The 19374-nt window shown below is 57.5% G+C and carries 13 protein-coding genes; 8 read left to right on the top strand and 5 right to left on the bottom strand.

Annotated features, from left to right (window positions below):
* Both ACF8AM_RS02825 and ACF8AM_RS02820 read left to right on the top strand, forming a co-directional pair.
* Positions 1-747, top strand: a 747-nt coding sequence (locus tag ACF8AM_RS02825) for an amidohydrolase family protein (RefSeq protein ID WP_392554181.1), incomplete at its 5' end; no start/stop codon positions are given.
* 437 nt (positions 748-1184) lie between these two features.
* On the top strand, positions 1185-2423 hold the full coding sequence (locus tag ACF8AM_RS02820; RefSeq protein ID WP_392554180.1) for a PQQ-binding-like beta-propeller repeat protein: 1239 nt from the start codon (positions 1185-1187) through the stop codon (positions 2421-2423).
* Positions 2424-2439: 16 nt separating this feature from the next.
* On the opposite strand, the gene ACF8AM_RS02815 is transcribed toward ACF8AM_RS02820, so the two are convergent.
* Positions 2440-3327, bottom strand: coding sequence for a DUF4261 domain-containing protein (locus ACF8AM_RS02815; protein WP_392554179.1), 888 nt, complete (start codon positions 3325-3327; stop codon positions 2440-2442).
* Between the two features lie 446 nt (positions 3328-3773).
* Here ACF8AM_RS02815 and ACF8AM_RS02810 point away from each other — a divergent pair, with 446 nt between their 5' ends.
* Together ACF8AM_RS02810 and ACF8AM_RS02805 are read left to right on the top strand one after the other, a co-directional pair.
* Positions 3774-5075, top strand: coding sequence for a TCR/Tet family MFS transporter (locus ACF8AM_RS02810; protein ID WP_392554178.1), 1302 nt, complete (start codon positions 3774-3776; stop codon positions 5073-5075).
* Positions 5075-6091, top strand: a complete 1017-nt coding sequence (locus ACF8AM_RS02805; protein ID WP_392554177.1) for an NAD-dependent epimerase/dehydratase family protein — start codon at positions 5075-5077, stop codon at positions 6089-6091. Before ACF8AM_RS02810 ends, ACF8AM_RS02805 begins: the two co-directional genes overlap by 1 nt.
* Here the strand turns inward: ACF8AM_RS02805 and ACF8AM_RS02800 are convergent.
* Positions 6063-6884, bottom strand: a complete 822-nt coding sequence (locus tag ACF8AM_RS02800) for a DUF6690 family protein (RefSeq protein WP_392554182.1) — start codon at positions 6882-6884, stop codon at positions 6063-6065. The two genes, ACF8AM_RS02805 and ACF8AM_RS02800, sit on opposite strands and share 29 nt — an antisense overlap.
* 291 nt (positions 6885-7175) lie before the next feature.
* Between ACF8AM_RS02800 and ACF8AM_RS02795 the strand changes: the two genes are divergently transcribed.
* Together ACF8AM_RS02795 and ACF8AM_RS02790 are read left to right on the top strand one after the other, a co-directional pair.
* On the top strand, positions 7176-8642 hold the full coding sequence (locus ACF8AM_RS02795) for a tetratricopeptide repeat protein (RefSeq protein WP_392554176.1): 1467 nt from the start codon (positions 7176-7178) through the stop codon (positions 8640-8642).
* A 139-nt stretch (positions 8643-8781) separates the two neighbouring features.
* Entirely contained in the window at positions 8782-10833 is a 2052-nt protein-coding gene (locus ACF8AM_RS02790; RefSeq protein ID WP_392554175.1) for a HEAT repeat domain-containing protein, read from the top strand.
* Positions 10834-11051: 218 nt separating this feature from the next.
* Here ACF8AM_RS02790 and ACF8AM_RS02785 read toward each other — a convergent pair whose 3' ends face one another.
* Positions 11052-12134 carry a glycosyl transferase gene (locus ACF8AM_RS02785; protein WP_392554174.1) on the bottom strand — a complete coding sequence of 361 codons (1083 nt, stop codon included), beginning with the start codon at positions 12132-12134 and terminating at the stop codon, positions 11052-11054.
* 395 nt (positions 12135-12529) lie between these two features.
* On the opposite strand from ACF8AM_RS02785, the gene ACF8AM_RS02780 reads away from it, so the two are divergent.
* Positions 12530-13486: an HD-GYP domain-containing protein gene (locus tag ACF8AM_RS02780; RefSeq protein WP_392554173.1), complete on the top strand. Its 957-nt coding sequence runs from the start codon at positions 12530-12532 to the stop codon at positions 13484-13486.
* Entirely contained in the window at positions 13447-13908 is a 462-nt protein-coding gene (locus tag ACF8AM_RS02775; protein ID WP_392554172.1) for a hypothetical protein, read from the top strand. Before ACF8AM_RS02780 ends, ACF8AM_RS02775 begins: the two co-directional genes overlap by 40 nt.
* A 68-nt stretch (positions 13909-13976) precedes the next feature.
* Here ACF8AM_RS02775 and ACF8AM_RS02770 read toward each other — a convergent pair whose 3' ends face one another.
* Together ACF8AM_RS02770 and ACF8AM_RS02765 are read right to left on the bottom strand one after the other, a co-directional pair.
* Positions 13977-18050: an ATP-binding protein gene (locus ACF8AM_RS02770; protein ID WP_392554171.1), complete on the bottom strand. Its 4074-nt coding sequence runs from the start codon at positions 18048-18050 to the stop codon at positions 13977-13979.
* The coding region (locus ACF8AM_RS02765; RefSeq protein WP_392554170.1) for an exonuclease SbcCD subunit D at positions 18047-19374 on the bottom strand (1328 nt) is incomplete at its 5' end. The genes ACF8AM_RS02765 and ACF8AM_RS02770, both read right to left, overlap by 4 nt.

Genomic DNA, 19374 nt, shown 5'->3' with positions numbered 1-19374 from the left:
GAATCCGTGATGCCTCGCGGTGGTGATTCCAAAGAGAAAGCCAAACGATACGACGCACAGATCCAAGAACTGGATGATCTGTTCGAACGAGCCCGCCGGTATGGCGAAGCGATGGAAGCGGACGATAGCGGTCCATCCGATTTGCGTTTGGAAAGCTTGCTGCCAGTGATCCGTGGTGAGCGTCCCGTATTCGTTCAAGCGGATCGTTTGGGCGCGATCGAGTCGGCGATTTCGTTCTTCACCTCACGTCGAATTCCGATGGTTTTGTGTGGCGGGGCGGATGCGATGCACTGCGTCGATCGTTTGACCGCTCATGACATCCCTGTGATCTTGATCGCCACGTACCGTTTGCCACGTCGACGTTCCGATCCGGTGGATGCGTTGTATTCCTTGCCCGCACAACTTCGTGAATCCGGGGTGCGATTCGCGATCGCCGGCGAAGGCGCTGGCTATCCCGGTGGTGCGTCGAACCTTCGTAACCTGGCGTATCAAGCCGGTGTTGCGGTCGCGCATGGTTTGCCACGAGAAGAAGCCGTTCGGGCGATCACGCAATCCCCAGCGGAAATCCTCGGCGTGGCAGATCAAGTCGGAACCTTGGCAGCGAAGCATCATGCAACATTGATCATTGCCGACGGCGATGTCTTCGAATCGGGAACGCGTGTCGTCGACGCTTATGTGCAAGGTCGCCAGGTCGATCTGGGAAACAAGCACAAGCAGTTGTACCGCAAGTACGAACAGTTGCCCTGAAGCAACGCCCGTTGCTGCGGCAGCAAGAATGCTACCGCAGCACTCCGGTGCAGTGCCTTGGTTAAACGACCCCCGTCCCCTTTCGAAAAGGGGACGGGGGTCAATTAGGGCGATCTTGGACTGGGGGCTCGTTCCGAGGCCGTTGGATGGGCCACGCGTTGTGTTTCGACTGCGAGCATTTCGACCCCGGCGCCAACAAAGAAGAAGCGACCTCGCTGGACGTTCCTTCGATTCATTCCGATCGTCTTTTCGCGGAGCACTCCGTTGCCCCAGCCAAAGTGGTGGGTTGATATACTGGCTCGCTGCGCCAGCAGGAGAGTTTTTCGACTCACTCACTTTCGAATCGGGCAGGTTCTTTCGCGATGATGGTCAACACAGTGATACGGGACGGTGATGCAATGAAAAAGATGGTTTTGACGTGATTCGTCTGCTTCCTGATGGCGTGTGAACTCTCTTGGGCAGAGACACCCAGTTTCTCAGAAACGGACTGGCCATGGTGGCGTGGTCCAGGTCGTCAGGGACACGCAGTCGCCGACCAAGATCCGCCAACGAAGTGGAGTGATTCGGACGAGGGCACACGGAATATCATCTGGAAGACTCCGCTTCCCGATCGTGGTCATGGTTCACCGATTCTGCTGGGCGACCGGGTTTACCTGCAAGTCGCCGACAAGGCTCGGAACTCGCAATTGCTGGTGTGCCTGAACCGCGATTCAGGGGAACAGGTTTGGGAAACCGTGGTGTATGAAGGCGAGTTCGACACCGTTGATCAACGCGAACCCAACACAAAAGCTTCCTGGGCATCCTGCACTCCCGCAACGGACGGCGAGCGAGTGTTTGTCAATTTCTATTCGAACAAAGCCGTCTACACGTCGGCAGTGAGCTTGGAAGGCGAACTGCTGTGGCAACAAAAGCTGTGTCAGTACCAGATTCACCAGGGATATGGTTCTTCACCGACGGTTTATGACGACCTTGTGATCGCGTCGGCGGACAACAAGGCCGGAGGGCAAGTGGTGGCGATGGACCGGGTCACAGGAAACGTGGTTTGGCGTCACCTGCGTCCGGAAGAACCGAACTACCCTTCCCCAGTGGTGTTGTCCGTGGCCGGGAAAGATCAGTTGTTTCTAACGGGATGTGATTTGGTCACCAGCTTGGACCCGAACACGGGAAAGGTGAACTGGGAAATTGAGGGGGCGACGACCGAATGCGTGACGACCACCGTGACCGACGGCAAGCACATTTTTACATCAGGTGGATACCCGCAGAACCATGTCTCGGCTGTGGTGGCAGATGGTTCGGGCGAGATCGCTTGGGAAGTTGGCACACGGGTTTACGTGCCTTCCATGTTGCACCAAGACGGGAATCTATTCATGACGCTGGATGCCGGCGTAGCGATGTGCGTTGACTGCGAAACCGGCGAGACGAAGTGGAAGTCTCGCCTGGGCGGTGACTTCACCGCATCGCCGGTGCTGGTCAACGACCGCATCTACGCCGTCAACGAAGAAGGAGCGTGCTTCATCTTTGCAGCCAACAGCGAATCGTTTGAGTTGATCGCGAAAAATCAACTGGGGGATTCCGTGATGTCCACCCCGGCCATCAGTGGCGATCGAATCTACCTGCGTGTTGGGGTGCAAGAAGGCGACAAACGCCAAGAGTACCTGTACTGCATTGGCGAGTGATTGACTTGCCCGACGGTTACTCTGCTGCTGGTTGATACTGTTCTGGCAGAGGATGGTCGTCTTGCGGTAGGAATCGCAGCACCGACCGCGGCGGATCAGAAATGCAGTCTGAACATTGATGCATCACCCAGGTGACTCCGCTGGGACTTTGGACGGTGTCGCCGTCTTCGAACGTTTCTTCGCTTTCGATCAGGTGACAAGTGATCAGGCGAAGCAGTTCATCGATGTCGTTGAAGTCATAGGCTTCGGCAAAGAAAAACGCTTCGATGTCAGGTAGATCCAGTTGATTGTTACCGACGGTGTCCATCGCCGCGAATCCATCCTCGAGGCTGTAGAGCCGGACGTTGGCCCAGAGATCCAAGGGTGGGAAGTCGTTGTCCTCGGATTCCTGGATGACTTGGTTCATGCCATCCAGGTTGCGGATCGTTTCGCCGGCGGGGTTGAAGTAGGCGATGGCCTGGGGCAGTTCCGTCAGAGCCGCGGCGACTTCGGTAACCAGGGCGAGTTCATCGAACGGTTCGTATTCTTCAGGTGTCAGCGGTGCGTCGTCTTGTTCGGCTTTGAGGATGTAGCTGCTGCGGATTCGCAAGAACGCGGTGTGTTGGGGGACGTCCTCTTTGCCTTCGTCCCAAACCCACAATTGCTCGAGGGCGCGTCGCAGTGATCCTGGAAAGGTGTTGGGGCCAAACGAACCATTGGACCAGGCTTGGCGAACGTGCGAATCCGCGTCATCGATTTGCATGTCGTCGGGCCACGGTTGGTCGACCAGGTCGATTGCCAAGTGACCGGGCGTTTCTTCATCCATGTCCATGATCAAGGACGGTCCCGCGATCGCCCAGTCCGCCGTGGCGGGCAGGGGATCCGACGGTTCGTATTCATCGATTGCGGCAGCAATTTTACGCATCGACACGCGTTCGCGCAGCAAAACAACGACGCACTGGGTGTAGAAGCCTTGGGGCATCCGAGAGAACCTTCAGAAGGAGCAAAATCCGTTTGGCAACACAAGAAGTGCGATGAGTACAGATCATCACTGAGAAGCTCTTGTGTTGAGCGTGTTTCCAACACGCCAACGATGGACCAACCGCACAGTTTAAACCGCCGGTTGAGCAGTCGAAAGCCGGGCGCGGGTTGGCAAACGATTGAAATCAGGGGCTTTTTTTGAGCCCTGCGGTCGGCACTCTGGAGGGCTGGGGCGGTACCAGGACCGAAACCAGAAACCGGCGGAATCGCCCATCTCGACGCCGAGCGGAGTGGATCGTAAGGTGTGGGGCCACTTCTCTGACGCCTCACCAAACTCTTGCCCCCCAGAATGCCTTGATCACGCCTCCGCACCAGCGACGTCCGGCGGCGATGGCTTTCATCCTGTTGACGCTGTTGATCGACATTTTGGCGATCGGAATCATCATTCCGGTGTTGCCTGAATTGATCAAAGAGTTTGTTGGCGGTGACACCTCGCGAGCCAGTTTTTACGTGGGCGTGATCGGTGCGACGTATTCTTTGATGCAGTTCTTTTTTGCTCCTGTCCTGGGGGCATTGTCCGACCGGTTCGGACGCCGTCCGGTGATTTTGGCGTCCCTGTTTGGATTGGGCGTGGACTTCATCGTCACGGGGCTCGCGCCGACCGTTGGCTGGCTGTTCGTTGGGCGGATCGTCGCTGGAGTGATGGGAGCGAGTTTCTCCACCGCGAACGCTTACATCGCCGATGTTTCCACACAAGAAACACGAGCACGCAACTTTGGGTTGGTCGGAATGATGTTTGGATTGGGATTCATCATCGGCCCGGCTCTCGGTGGTGTGCTTGGTGGCGTGCACATCCGGCTGCCGTTTTTCGTGGCCGCTGGATTGTCGTTGGTCAATTGGTTGTACGGTTTCTTTGTGTTGCCAGAATCGTTGCCCCCTGAGAAACGGGGTTCGATTTCACTGGCCGCGATGAACCCTTTGGGGACCGTTTCGCGACTTCGGAATTATCCCATGATCGCCGGGTTGGCGGTCGCGTTCATGTTTTCTTCGTTGGCACAGCGTGGCTTGGAAAACGTTTGGGTGCTGTCGATGGGATATCGATTTGGATGGAACGAGGTCACCAACGGTTTGACATTGGCCTTGGTCGGGTTGATGGCAGCGATCGTCCAAGGTGGCTTGGTTCGTCCGATGATCAAACGATTAGGAGAACGCCGAACAGCAGTACTGGGAACCTGCGTTTCGTGCTTGGCGTTTCTGGGTTACGGACTGGCGACTCAGGGTTGGATGATCCCGTGCATCGTGGTGTTCGGTTCACTGGCCGGGCTGGCCGGACCTGCGATTCAAAGCTTGGTGGCGGGGCGAGTCAATCCGGAAGAACAGGGCAAGGTGCAAGGCGCACTGACATCGTTGATCAGTTTGACCAACATCCCAGCACCATTGTTGTTCACCAGCGGTTTGCTGGGATACTTCACATCCGAGAAGGCACCGTTTGAATTTCCCGGGGCTCCGTTTGTGTTTGGTTCCATGTTGCTGGCGATCGCGATTGCGATCTTGGTCCGCGTGTTCATGAAATTCCCAGCGAGCGTGGATCCGGTGCGTGATCCCAACGAACCATCCGTTCAGGATGGCAGCACCTCCGAATCAGACGACCAGTCCATTTCAGATTCATCCACCACGTTGGAGCCGGCCTGATGCGGGTGATCGTCACCGGCTGCAGTGGATTTCTGGGCGGCGAAATCGTTCGTCAACTGCTGCAACGTGACTGGGAAATCGTTGGGCTGTCGCGTCGCGAAACGCCGGATTTGGTTCGGGCAGGGATGACGCACCATCGCGGCGATTTGCTGGACCAAGGTTACTTGAACCGAGTGATTTCAGATGCGGATGTGGTGATTCATACCGCGGCGGTCGCTGGCGTTTGGGGTACGTGGCAGCACTACTTTGACAACAACGTGGTGGCCTCTCAAAACGTTTTGCGAGCCTGCCAAGAAGCTCGTGTTTCGCAACTGGTTTACACGAGCAGTCCCAGTGTCACGTTTGATGGCCAGGACCAGCGTGACGTGGATGAGTCAGAGCCGTATCCAGAGACTTGGATGTGCCACTACCCTCACACAAAGTCGATGGCAGAACGCGAAATTTTGGCGGCGGATCAACCGGGCGGGTTGCGAACGGTTGCGTTGCGGCCGCATTTGATTTGGGGGCCAGACGACCCGCATTTGATTCCTCGCGTGTTGCAGCGTGCTCGTAGCGGACGGTTGCGAATCATTGGAGATGGCACCAACGAGATCGACACGGTTCACGTCATCAATGCCGCCGCGGCTCACTTGGACGCGATCGATGCGCTGCAAACGCGTCCCGATGAAGCGGCGGGACGAGCGTACTTCATCACGCAGGACGAACCCGTGAATTGCTGGGACTGGATCGCGAAATTATGCCGGGTTCACGGGGTCGATCCGCCGGCCAAATCCATCTCCTTCGCGGCCGCTTACCGGATCGGTGCGGTGTTGGAAACGGTGTATCGATTGACCGGCCGAACCAGCGAGCCGCCGATGACACGGTTTGTCGCCTCGCAGCTCGCGAAAGATCACTCGTTTGACATCACCGCCGCGAAAGAGCGGTTGGGTTATCGGCCTCGCCTCGACATGAACACGGGATTGCAAACACTGACCAGCGACGGTGCCGTTACCAACGACCTGTCCACTGGTCCGTGACCACGATTCGTTTGGCTTCTTCGCTGATGCCGTAAGCCAGGTTGGGTTGGTTCAGTTCCAAGAACACCGTGTATTTTTGGTGCACCGCGTCACTGAAGACCACAGGGGCATGCGTCAGCCGCAGGAAGTGAACGGGGGCACCGTTCCAGCGTTTGGTGAACACGCCGGCTTCCAGGGCTGGTTCTCGCGAAAGTCCGTAATGGGACTGGAGGGTCGTCACCAAACGCGATGGGTCACCGGTGAAACCGTGCAACGAAATGCGTTGAATGGCACCGGAGCGATCGAAGTAGTACGTCAGCGTGCCCGCCAAGTCGGTGGCGAGTGTGCCCGTGACGATCGGCACTCGCAGTCCTTCGAGTTGCAGATCCGCCAGCACAGTCGAGACTCGCGAAAATCGGTTCAGCACCGCGTGGGTGGTCAAATCGAAACGCAACACCTCTCGCAGGTCAGCGACGTTGTTTCCCGCGAGGGATGGTGTTTCGTCCGAGCCCGGGATCGCGCCAAGTTTCTTTGCGATTTCGGGTTCGTAGCGATAACGTTTGGAAGCGACACCTCGAAGGGTTTCGACTTGGTGGTGCGAGTGAACCGGGTAGCGGTCTGAATCGGGCGAATTGGTCACGCCGCCCACCGGTGCTTCGCCAGATCCCCAGCCCGTGGTGGAGATGCCTTCGCCACGAAACACATTGGTGACGGAGCCCGCGGCACTACGCCCCCAGTCGGTTTCTGATGCGACGTAGGGGCCTCCCGCGGCGACGGCGAGCACCGTGATTTTGCCCAAGCGAGTGACAAGCATGACGAAAGAACCTGCGAAGGAGTTGGGAGGAGATTGCGTGTCGTGAAAAGAACACCCTTCGTCGGTATCGGTTCGCTGGTCGGTAAAGTCGCCCTGTTTTCTGCCGCGTCGTAGAACCGGAAAGAACGAGGCAACCGGTGCATTCGTCAAGTCACACACACGCGATTCATCCGCTGCGTTGCTGCCAACCGAGACCGCAGACACCTCCATCGGATGCATCGGGAGACAATCTGGCTGGCGACCGACATCCGGAGTGGTCGGCGGATGCTGATCGGATATCTTGTCAGCATCATGCCATCCAACGACGACATCGAATCGCGGAACAACGACTGGCCTCACACGCTGGAGTCCGAGTTGGAGAGTGCCCATTCAGACCTGGATGACACCGCCGGCTTCGACCACGAAACGCTGCATGAGGAACCGCCGCCCAGCGACGCTTTGCTGGGGCGAAGGATGGCGATTGTTGGGCGATTGGGAGGAATGAATCGCCGCGAAGCCTCGAACTTGCTGCGTTCGTATGGCGCGGTGGTGGTCGAAAGCGAAGCGTCATCGGTGGACTGCATCGTGATTGGTGCCGAGGAATCACCGCTGGCCGAAGCCGAGTTGATCGAACGAGCGACGGAGCGGCGAGGCGACGACGCGGATGTCGAGATCTTGCACGAGACCGTTTTGTGGCAGCAATTGGGCCTGGTCGACGCGGAGCAATCCATTCGCAAACTTCACACCCCAGCCATGCTGGCTCATTTGTTGGGGGTTTCCGTGCGTGTCATTCGACGTTGGCATCGTCGTGGAGTGATTCGCCCGGTGCGGACGCTGCACAAGCTGCCGTACTTTGACTTTCAAGAAGTCGCGACGGCCAGGCGTCTGGCAGCTTGGGTGGCATCGGGTGCCAGCCCCGAGGCAATTGAACGGCGGATCATGCAGTGGGTCGAAGTGGTTCCCAACTTGCGCCGTCCGCTGGACCAGTTGTCGATCTTGGTCGAAGGCAAGCACGTTTTGCTGCGACAGGGCGAGGGGCTGATCGAACCGGGAGGCCAACTGCGGTTTGACTTCGATGCATTGGAAACAGGAAACGAGTCCGCAGCCGAAACTCACCTGGACACTCCCATCCTGCCATTTTCGCGACCGGGTGAACCCGCAGACGATGGATTCCACGATCCGTTAGCGAACCCCGTGGAGTCACCAACCTCCTTTCCGCCGACAGGGATCAGCGGCAGCCCCATCCAATCGGCATCGAGTCATGATTCGATGCAATTCCCACCCGCTGGTGAGCTGGTGGATGAAGAAGATGACCTGTTGCTTTCCGCCTACCAAGCGGAGGACGCCGGGGATCTCGAAACGGCGATTGATTGCTACCACGCCGTGTTGGCTCGAGATGGCGTCCGATCAGACATTCACTTTCAGATTGGAGAGTTGTTGTACCGAACCGGAGAAACCATCGCGGCTCGGGAACGCTATTACGCAGCGCTCGAAGTGGACCCCGATTTTGTGGAAGCCCGATCGAGTCTGGCTGGCGTGCTGGCAGAAACCGGGCAATTGGAATTGGCCGTCGCGGCGTATCGAGGCGCGTTGGCTCTGCACGACGACTATCCCGATGTGCATTACAACTTGGCCCGAATTCTCGAGGACCTGCACCGCAGCGTCGAGGCAGAGCATCATTGGCGGCGGTTCCTGCAACTTTCGCCGGGCAGCCCTTGGGCAGACGAGGCCCATGCAAGGCTGGAAGAACTACGTCAATCGGAACAACCGGACCATTGAAGGCGGCTGGAAATGCCCACAGGGAGGGCGTTACTGCCCCGGGAGAAAGCTGGTCCGAAGAAAGGTGAATCCGCGGTGCGCCGGATTAGAATGGGGACGCTTCTCATTCGTCATCTTCGCCAACCCTCGGAATTTCCGGATGGCTGACCGCTTTTTCGCTCGCTTCCTCGTCGCCGTTTTTGCCGCTGGCTGGGTTTTCGTCACCCTGGGATCGCCCCACACTTTCGCTCAAGAGGCGGCGGAAGACGAAGCGTCCATTGCTCTGCCACCTGATCCGTTGGTCGAGCAATTGAAGTTGAAAGCCAGCGGCGGCCCCGAAGCACTCGGACGCAGCCTGAACGCGCTCGCGAAAATCCGGGCTTGGTCGGCCGTGGACGAGTTACTGCAACCGCTCGCCAGCAACGCTCCGGCAGCAGACCGAGCCGCGAAAATCGCTTCTCAGATTGGATCGGATCAACGGCTTCGAATCACTTCCGCGACCGATGTTTCCGACGAAGCCAAGCAGGCACTGGATGGAATCTTCGACGCCCGCGCCAAAGCACTTCGCGAGCCGAGTCGGTTGCAGGCCGCGATCAAAAAGCTGACGTCCTCCAACCCTGATGACAAAAGCGCGGCCTACCGGACTTTGTTTCGAGCGGGCGAATACGCATCGGCGGCGTTGATTGACGACATTGTCCGAACCAGCGCCCCGGAACAGCGACGGGAAGACTTGCGAGTGCTGCTGAAGATTGATCGAAAAGCTGGCATCGCTGGGCTCCGCCGAGTGGCGCTATACGGGGCGGATTCCACTCGATCGAAGGCGTTTGATGCCCTGGCGATGTTGGGATCAGATGAGGCCCAAGTCGATCTGTTGACACAACGTTTGGAAGCGGCCGCGGATGTGGATCTTGCGACGCGTGAGCCGGCTCTGCAAATCATGCGGTTGGCGCTCGAAGACGCGATGAACAACGCGGTTGCCAGCCAACATGATTTCGGCAATGTCTCGGTTTGGGCGATCAATGCCAAGCGTGACGGTGTGGTTCCCACCCAAGCCGCGACGTGGGTGGTCGCGTTTCGAGATGCAGCGGACGCGGCATCGCGACTGAGCCGAGTCGGTGACACAGAACACAACAGTGTGGTTCAACAATTGACAGCCCAATTGGCGTATCGCGTTGCCAACGATCCCGATTGGGGAGACGCGAAAAATCGCGATGACTTCTTCCGGACTTTCTTCGGCAAGGCATCCGCTGAAGAGGTCTTGGCCGCCTGGGCAATGCCCGTGCTGGCGAACAGTGTGGAGACAGAAAACGATCCTGCTGCGGTCGGCGTGTTGCGGTTGATCGACGGCGATCTCAGCCGTGGATTGGCCGAGACGTTGTTGCGACGAGGTGCCAAGGTGAGCGAGTTGGTTGAAACGGTGGATCACTCCAATGCCACCGTGCGGTACGAAGCCGCCGCCGCAATCGCTCGATTGCTGGCCGTGGATCCGGAACTGACCTTCGCGGGGATGTCACGCGTTGAAGATCGCTGGCATCAAATGGCGACACTGGGCGACAAAGGCGTCGCGATTGTCTTGGAGAATCGCCCGGAGATCATTTCGTCTTGGCAGCGAATCATGGCAGGCGCGGGTTTTCAGCCCAAGACGGTTTCGTCCGTCGCGTCGCTGGAACGATTGCTGTCGTTGGGTGACGACGTTCGGTTGATCGTTTCGAAAGAACAACCGCGAGACGCGTCGGCGATTGAGATGATTGATGTGGTCCGGCGAATGCGAGTGGGACGCGATGTTCCGCTGCTGATCTATTCTCCGGCACCGATGATTGAGACACCGGAAGTGATCGAAGAAGAAATCGATCAACGCACGGAAGCTCAGAAAGAGTTCGATGCCAATTTGCCGGACCAATTCGGTGTTCGCGGCGGGATCGATTCGCTGGACATCGAGATCGAAACCAACCTCATTCATGGGACGGTGGATCGCGACTGGACCAAGCGACGTGAATTGGACTTGCAGTTGATTGGTCAAACCCGTTGGGCGGACGAGTCGCTGCAGGCGGGCGTGATCCGTTCCATGCCGCGCCCGCGATCAGCAGCGGGCCTGTACGAGATTTTGTTGGACAGTCGTCGTCGCGCTCACCTGCCAACACTGACACCGAGCGACCGAGTCCGTTACCGCCTGCTGGCTTTGGACGCGCTCGCGATGACCAGCGACGAGTGACAGCATCCGGCACGGAGCAAGGATGGTCCAAGCATTCGCGTCACGCGGATCGACAATTTCCACCAATTGGAATCCCTAAGCAGGCACGCAGGGATTATCGAGTATGTGAGCCGTTGGCGTTCGCCACGGTTTTCACGCACAACCGAGGCGAACGACCAAACGGCTCCCATGGTGGTGGTCGATCGTTGCTGCCGACCTGCTTCGCAACTGAATGTGGCCTACTTCACCGTTTCGCGTAGTCGCGAGGTGAAGTCAGGGAACGCCGCCCGTACGCGTGTCCAGTTGGGAATCGATGGGTTGCCGCTCGGATCTGACGCGAAAATTTCTCCGGCTTGCGTGACGCATTGAGCGAACGCTTCGATCGCCATTTCTTCGGAGTGACGGTCGTAGGCGAGCGAATTGACTCGTGCATCAGCAGCGTACTGGCGGATGCAATCTTGAGCGATCCGCAAAAACGAGGCTCGCAAGGTCACGAACGTCGACTCACCAAACACAATGCCTTGGCTGGCCAACGTGCGATAGATCGTGGTCAGGATATCGAGCGCCATTTTGATCAAACCGCTGGACGGTTGATCGACCGCGAGCGTTTGATGCTTGTGCTCGTAAAGACGTGCCAGGTCGACTTGGCAAACGCGTTTGTGCGAGGTGTTGCGGTAAACGTCCGCCAACGTGCCGACTTCCAATCCCCAATCGCTGGCGACTCGGTTGGTCCGGGCGAGGTTTCGTGTCAGGGAGAATTCGCCGGAAAGCGGGTAACGGAAATTCCCTAAGAACCGCACAAACTGATTTTCGGGGAAGCACTGCATCAAAGCTCGCAGCAGCGGCGCGACCAACAATCGCACGACTCGGCCATGCATTCGGTCGGTGACGCGGGCGTAATAGGCTTTGCAAAACTCAAAATCGAGCCCTGGGTGAACCATCGGCAGGCACAACCGCGAAAGCAATTGGCGTTCGTAATCGACGATGTCACAATCGTGCAGCACGAATGTTTCGATGTTGGGATCATCCAGCAGGAACCCAAACGCGGTCCAAACACTGCGGCCTTTCCCAGGGACCGAAACGTCAATTCCGGAGTCGATCAGTTCGTTGTAGAGGCCTTGAACCTCCGGACCATCCGTCCAGAGCACCTTGGCTCGGTCGCCTAGAGGGGCAATTTTGGCACAGGTTTCGTCGTAATCGCTCTGTTCTGGAGCCACCCCCAAACTGACGACAATGGACGCGATGTAGTCCGCTTGGGCAAGTTCACGGACAATCACATCAAACGGCTCGGCTCGCATGTCCGATGCCGTGACGGGCAACACGAGGCCGATCGCGTGATTTTAAGTTGATTCGCGAAGCAATTATTACAGGTGATCCAATTTTGCCGACCCGAGAAAGTGGATCGTCGTGATCAAGTCGTGCTGATAAAAGTCTGGCATGCCAACCTTTTCTGTGGTCGAGAATCGTGTGTGTTCGGCACCAATGCCGCCATGGCAGCAGTCTGAACGAATCAGATCGGCACGGCAACAAGTGCAAATTCTGCACAGCCGGTTGAAACACTGCTTCCGATTGTGCGGGATGTTCGATCTGCGGCTCATCGAAACCCCGAAGAATCTGGCGGGATCCGCCACCTGCCCCATTCCTCACTGTACGTTTGAATGGCTCCGAGTCTTACCGGAGCGAGGCCCCCCAGAAGTGCGGACAATTCAAACCTCAAATGCTTGTCTCGGATCTTATCGCAATCAGTGTCTCCACGCTGTCACCTTCCTCGGTGATTGGCGCGGATCTGTATTGTCGGGTCGGAAACACAGACGAAGCCAAACTGTATCGGGGTGCGAACTACCCGATGAAGTCCCAAGACCTGAACAAACTGAAGTCACGAGGCGTGACCAAGTTGTTCATCGAACGCGAGGGACGATCGAGTTACCAGGAATACCTGCGTGACTTGGCATCAGGCGGCGGGGACGAATCAGCCACCAATGCCCAGCGGTCGGCCGCGCTCAACGAAGTCCTCTTGGATGTATTGCAGGGCAGCTTTGTCGCGAACGAAAACGATCAAACGGTCAACGCAGCCAGCGAACTCGGTGGACTGGCCGCGAGTCTGGTTTCTCGCGATGACTTTGCGGCCAGCGATTTGTTTCGTGTGTTGAATCACGACTACGCAACCTTCACACACAGCGCCAATGTCGCGTTGTATGCCGGGATGCTGGCCAACGAACTGGGGATGACACCCTATGAAGTCGAGTTGGTGGTGGCAGGCGGCTTGTTGCACGATCTCGGCAAACTGGAGATTCCCGATCAGATCCTGACCAAACCTGGACGGCTGGACGAAGACGAATTCGAGATCATCAAAAGGCATCCCGGGGAAGGTTTCCGCCAACTGGCTCTTCGTGACGACCTGACGTTTGGTCAGCTCATGATGGTCTACCAACATCACGAGCGACTTGATGGAGGTGGATACCCTGTCGGCAGCGTTGGCGACGAGATTCACCCCTGGGGACGCTTGTGCGCAGTCGTTGACATTTATGAAGCGGTAACCAGCCAACGCCCATACCGAACACCCATGTCACGCGAAGAGGCGTGTAACCTGATTCGTCGCGAAAGCGGCAAGGCCCTTGACCCGGAGATGGTGGAATGTTGGATTTCGATTATCCAAAGCACTATGCCGAAGTAGTCAGGGCAACCGATTGGAAAATCGAACTTCCGGAGGCTTGGTCGGACTTCTTTCACGAGTCTGGCGTGGCAGCCGTGAACTACTGCGATCAACGGCAGGCTCAACGTCGCATCGTCCGCACGTGCGGTTTGCTGTACTTTGAAAAAGCGCTACCAAGTTTCCCGAGGGCTTTTCATCCCGTCGGAATCTTCACGCGGGACTTTTCGAAAAACGCATGCGGAATCGTGACCCCATTTGAGTTGTTCCCGCAGGAAGAAGTCCGACTGATCTTGCCGACGTTCTGGTTGCAACTCCGCGTCGTCCGGGCGCGTCGTCACCACGCCAAGTGCTATGAGATTGGCATGAGGCTGCTGCACCGCAACAGCCCCTCGCGAGATGCGTTTGTTGTCGGCGGACGATTCGCTGAAGTACAGAATGATTGATTTTTTGCCGACCGGGGCCCGACTCGGGGCCCGAGTCGGTTACCGCCAGTGCAAGTCGTGGCAGACCACTAGGACTTGGTTCGTTCGCCAGTCCACCAGGACGAAGAACTGTCTGACGAGCCCTCGGAACTTTTCCGGGTTGCTTCGTCATGAACCAAGCTGCCAATGGCTTCCGCTTCACTAACGACCGCGTGCATTTGACGGTCTTCTTTTTCCAACCACTCATTGCGGGCGGACTCAGCAGCAGCTTCATCAGCATCGATGTGTCCGTCGGCAGGTTCGCGTTGGAACCATGCCCAACCAATTGAATCCGGTGAGACGACTTCCTCGACCACTTCGATTTCTGGCGCGGGTTCGGGTTGTCGTTCGGGCCGTCGTTCGGAACGCTGAATGACCAACTCAGGCCGACGAACACGTCGATTCTGGCGGGCCACGTCTTGGAACTTGTAACGGAACTTCGACTTCGGTTTGACCTGACGTCGATCTTCCACGACCAACTCAATCGGTTTGGGAGCCGGTTGCACAACGGGAGGAGCGACCACGACGACGGGTTCCGGTTTGGGAACTTCCACAACGATTGGGGTTGGCTCGGGAACGGGCTCCGGTTCCGGAGCCACTTCCTCGACTTCCATTTCAGGTTCTTCTTCGACTTCTTCCTCGTACTCGTATTCTTCTTCGTAGACTTCTTCCACGGGTGGTGACAGGATGTGAGCTCGACCGGGAGTTCCCTGAGCGGGCATCTGCCGAACCTCGACTCCAATTTGATGGAAGATATCCACGATGTGATCATGACAGGTGAACATCATGACTTGATGTCCCAGTTCCGCGAATGTCTTCAGCGTGCGAGCGGCGTGTTCGGCGCGAGCACCGTCGAAGTTAACAAGCACGTCGTCGAGCACCAACGGAAGCATCACTCCCCGGCGAGCGTAGGCGGCCGCGAGAGACAAACGCAATGCGATGAAGACGGCTTCGCCTGTTCCGCGACTGAGGACTTCCAGCGGCAACGATTTGCCTTCGGCGTCGTCAATTTTGAGTTGGTTGGATCCCAGCGGAGTCCAGATACGAACGTACTTGCCATCGGTCAATTGATTCAGGAACGAAGACGCCTCGCGAAGCGTTTCCGGTTGGCGTTCGTTCTCGACGGTGCCGCAGACATCCTCCAGCAGACAACTGGCCATCGACAGCGTTTGCCAGCGACGTGCGAGTTGATCAAGTTGCCGTTCGATGCACCCGAGTTCCAACCGTGCGGTCATCAAGCGATCGTCGTCGCCGAGTTGCTTCATCGCTTGTGCCAGCTCACCTTGAGCGGTTTGCAGCGTCGCGATGCGAGCTTCGGTTTCGGTCATTCGGGAAGTCAAGGAATCCCAACGTCGTTCCAAATCAGTAGCCTTGGCACCTTCGATTTCGCGAGCGACATCGTCGTATTCGACGCTGTTGCCGATCATCGAGCGGACCTGTTGGTCGAGCGATTTGAACTGCGAGTTGTATTCGACCAGCAACGATTTTCGGTCAACGATTTCGTAGAACTGCTCGGGAGTCGCCACACCGCACTTGGCCCACAGGGCGCGCCGTTGTTGTTCGGCCCGTTCAATGGCTCGTGAATGACCGAGTTGTTGTTTTTTTAGCTGCAGGTCGTGTTCTTTCAGTTGGCGACGCTGTTTGACCCAGTGTTGTTGGCGAGCGACTTCTTCGTGCAGGTGATTGAGCTGGTCCAAAGGATTGGACCGCATCGTCACCGGGCGTTTGTTGCGATTTGTTTCGATTTCTTTGGAACGGTTGTCGTCCCGGCGATCTCGATTTCGGTTGCGTTTGTCATTGCGATTCTTCTTGGAATTCTTTCGTTGGGAACGAGCGTAGGATTCGCTGTAGTCGTCCTCCTCGACGTCTTCGTATTCGTTGGATTCGTAGCTGTCCTCGTACTCGTTTTCGTACCCATTTGCATCGACAACCGATTCGCGTTCGTTGGAACCTTCGAGGGCACTCAGAGCATCGTCCGAGGCGTCGATCGCTTCGAGATAAAGCGTTTCGATACGCTTGGCCAGCGATTGACGTTCGCGTTGACGTTGATTGCGTTCTTCTTTCAGTTCGGTCAAACGACGCATGCTGGTTTGCAGAGCTTCGTAGCCGTCACCAAGGACGCGAACACTTTTGGGTGACAACGTCGTCGACAGTCCCAAGCGATCCAGCGTCGCCGTCCATTCGCGACGAGCGACCTTGAGACCTTCGGCGGCCTTTTGGGCTCGCTTGTAAGCAGCTTGGTAAGACTGATGCGCCGCTTGGTGAGCGTGATACAGCGGCATCGATTCTTCGAGTTCCGCGAGCAAGCTTTCTGATTCTCGCAGGCGAGCTTCCAACGACTCGTGACTGACCGACAACGAGGAATCGAGGTCTTCGCGTTCGGCTTCGATCTCGCGAAGCTGACGTTTGACGGAATCGATTTGGCGTTCGCAATCGTCCAAGTCACGAGCGGTGTTGCGTTGGCCCTTTTCTCTCGAAAGGTAGTACACCAGCAACGCCATCGAACCGAACATGATGCACAGCATGCCCTGCGTAGGATTGGGCTCGGCGACGAACGTCGTGATCTGGAAAACATTGAACATGCCGTACAGAAGCAACCCGCCGCCGAAAATAAATGGCAACGACAGCAACCACAGACGATCGATCGGCACGGCTTCGTCAGTGGTCAGTTCCACCGATTCGCGTTCGAGGTCTTGGTGGTGGCGTTTCAGTTTTTCGAGGTGCTGGCCAAGTTGGATTCGTTGACGAAGCGTGGCAATGTTGTCGTTTTCGCGGCGAATCGCTTGCTGCAAATCCGTCGCGTGCGCCCGCTGCAGCACTTCTTGCAATTGGTCATGCAGTTTTTCTTTGCGGACCTTGTGCGTCTTGCCTTCGGCGCGAGCTTGTTTCAGCAAGAACAATTGTTCTTTGACGTGCTTGGCCGGCGCGGACAAGGCCGACAAAGTGGAGCGAGACAAATCAGGCAGGTCACCGTCGTCGCCTTCCCCCAATCGCAAACGCTCGTCTTCTTCGATGCCCAATCGATCAGCATCGGCGTCGACTTGGTTGCGAGCCTTTTCAATTTGGTTGTCGAGCCGATCGATTTGTTCTTCGAGGGCTTCGATCCAGGTGGCCTGTTGCGATGCCGCTTCGATTCGGCCTTGCAGGTCGAACAAACGTTTGTTGATCGGAAGTTGTTCGGACTTGTCTCGCAACCCGCGGCGTTTGTTTTTGATCTCTTCCAATTTCGTGCGACGTTCTTCGATCATCGCTTCGATTTGGACGAGTTGCCCAGGGGCTTCATCGGGCAAGGCGGCTTCGCCTTCGATGGCATCGATTTCGCCACGGATTTGGTCGCGTTCTTGCCATTTGTCGTAAACGCTGGTCGCGATTTCGACGCAGCGGGCTTCGCGTTCCCAGGCGACCATCCGTCCGCGAAGGGTTTCGATCTCTTGGCTTTGGGTGCGTCGCTGAGTCGCCAGTTCACTCCACCGTCGCGTGCTGCCGGAGAGTCGTTGGATCTCGTCACGCAGCTTTTCACGTTTGGACATCATCGACGCGAGTTTGCCGATCGCGGCTTCGTTGTCGTCCGAGTCCGCTTCGCGTTTGCCGATCACTTCGTTGCGTCCGGCGCGAAGACTGCGCAGCACATCAACCAGCGAAACCCGGTCCAAACCGCTGCTGAGTTTGTACAGTTCGTCTGCTGCGGACGTGTCATCCAGCGTCGAAAGCTCCTGCAGCTCGCGAATGCCGATCGCGAAAACGTTGGTGAAGATTGGTTCGTCAATTTGTCCCAGCAACATGCCCAGACGATGTTGGCCTTGGGCCAATCCGTCCGAACCGGTCACCGTCAAACGGCCGGTCACATCGGTGTCGGTCAGTTGGCTGTGCCGGCGGACTTCGTAACCGCCACCTGGGCCGGTGACTCGGATGGCACCCCCGGGAGTCCCACCGTGAATGGGCGGCAAGTATTTCTGGCGGCGTTCTTCGGTGAAGCCATACAGCATCGCTCGAAGGAACTGCATCAGCGTTGTTTTGCCGGCTTCGTTGGGACCGTAGAACAGCGTCATGCCTTCGGGCAAGGAATCGACCGACAAACCGGTCCAGACGCCAAAACCGTCGATTTGGATGTCTTTGATCTTCATGATTTCCGTCCCCAAGAGGGTTTGCCACCACGAAGCAATTCGACACCCATCAAAGTGGCGTCGGCAAGAATCGATTCGCGTTGATCGGCGGGAACGTCACCCAACAAGGACGACGCGGTGCTGGACAGGTCCGAATGTTCTTCCGTGAATGGCATGAGATCCAAACGGTCGCCAGACGAAGGACCGGCGGAATCGTCGGTGGCCGTGGCGGTGCTGCGAATGCGAGCACCGGCGAACTTTTTGCTGGCTCGTAAAAAGTCACCAAGGATGGTGTCTTCGTCCTGCCATGACTTTGGATAATGGTGTGGTGGACGCACCGTCAAGCGAGTCGTCCAAGCCGCGGGGTTGGTCGTGCCATGATCGCGACGCAGATTGCGAAGCAATTCGGTTGGGTCGCCGACGTTGGGCAACACATCCGCGTTGTCGAGTGTGACCTCCCATGAGATCAGCAGGTGGCGACCGCCGTGCTCGTTGCTCAGCGTGCCGATCTTTTGCCCCAGCAGATTGCGCAGACTGCCTGCGGAGCGAATTTCGTCGGAATCGATTGCCACGTTCAAGTAACGAAAACGGTCCGTTTCGACCCGTCGAATTCGAGTCGTTTGTTCGGCGTCGACATCGACGACAACGTATCCATGAGGCCCGGATTCGTCGCTGTTGCGACCTTGAGGCGATCCAGGTGCCACGGCGCCGGCGGGTGCACCGCCCTCGATTTCGGTGTGATTGTGCGGTCCGCCGAGAGCCCAGTAGTCCATCCGAGCTCCTGACAGGGCACTGGCATCGGCGATTCCGTGCCCGACACCGACAGTGAATTCGTCCGTCGTCTCGGTTTGGAATCCGGCGACATGCAAGGTCGATCGGCCTTCGCTGCTGCGTCCAACGATGGAGCAAACCGTTCGTCCAGCGCGTTGGTGCGGGATCGCGACGGCGCGGTCTCGTGGGAACAGCGTCACGTTGGGCGGCAACGGAACCGCTTCGGGCCATTGCTTGGGATCATCCGCGATTCCGGCGGCCCAGTAGACCGCGGTGTTGGCGGCGTGCAGTTTTTCGAATCCATCGAGCAACAGCGACATGCCGTGCGGTCCGGCGGCGACGGGATGCAGCAAATCGCCGGAAAGGACTAAAAAGTCAATGTTTTCGGCCAAAGCGGCTTCGAAGACCGCTGCCGCAGCGTCTCGTGGAGCAGTCGCCATCGCTGTCCGCAATTGGGGCGGCAGATGGTCGAGGTCACCCAGCGGGGTTTCCAGGTGAAAGTCGCTGGCATGAACGAATCGGAATGATTCTCCGGGCATCGTTTCCTCCTTGAAACGGCGTTTTTCGGCCGCGC

Origin of the sequence: Rhodopirellula sp. JB055 (genome assembly GCF_043100905.1) — a bacterium.
Lineage (GTDB): Bacteria > Planctomycetota > Planctomycetia > Pirellulales > Pirellulaceae > Rhodopirellula.
The sequence above is the reverse complement of the archived record's forward strand: the minus strand, read 5'-3'. Positions and strand labels throughout refer to the sequence as shown.

Coding starts and splice junctions, on each gene's coding strand:
- ACF8AM_RS02810 (WP_392554178.1), top strand. CDS start 3,774: ATGGCTTTCATCCTGTTGACGCTGTTGATCGACATTTTGGCGATCGGA.
- ACF8AM_RS02780 (WP_392554173.1), top strand. CDS start 12,530: ATGCTTGTCTCGGATCTTATCGCAATCAGTGTCTCCACGCTGTCACCT.
- ACF8AM_RS02820 (WP_392554180.1), top strand. CDS start 1,185: ATGGCGTGTGAACTCTCTTGGGCAGAGACACCCAGTTTCTCAGAAACG.
- ACF8AM_RS02805 (WP_392554177.1), top strand. CDS start 5,075: ATGCGGGTGATCGTCACCGGCTGCAGTGGATTTCTGGGCGGCGAAATC.
- ACF8AM_RS02790 (WP_392554175.1), top strand. CDS start 8,782: ATGGCTGACCGCTTTTTCGCTCGCTTCCTCGTCGCCGTTTTTGCCGCT.
- ACF8AM_RS02775 (WP_392554172.1), top strand. CDS start 13,447: ATGTTGGATTTCGATTATCCAAAGCACTATGCCGAAGTAGTCAGGGCA.
- ACF8AM_RS02795 (WP_392554176.1), top strand. CDS start 7,176: ATGCCATCCAACGACGACATCGAATCGCGGAACAACGACTGGCCTCAC.
- ACF8AM_RS02800 (WP_392554182.1), bottom strand. CDS start 6,884: ATGCTTGTCACTCGCTTGGGCAAAATCACGGTGCTCGCCGTCGCCGCG.
- ACF8AM_RS02770 (WP_392554171.1), bottom strand. CDS start 18,050: ATGAAGATCAAAGACATCCAAATCGACGGTTTTGGCGTCTGGACCGGT.
- ACF8AM_RS02815 (WP_392554179.1), bottom strand. CDS start 3,327: ATGCGTAAAATTGCTGCCGCAATCGATGAATACGAACCGTCGGATCCC.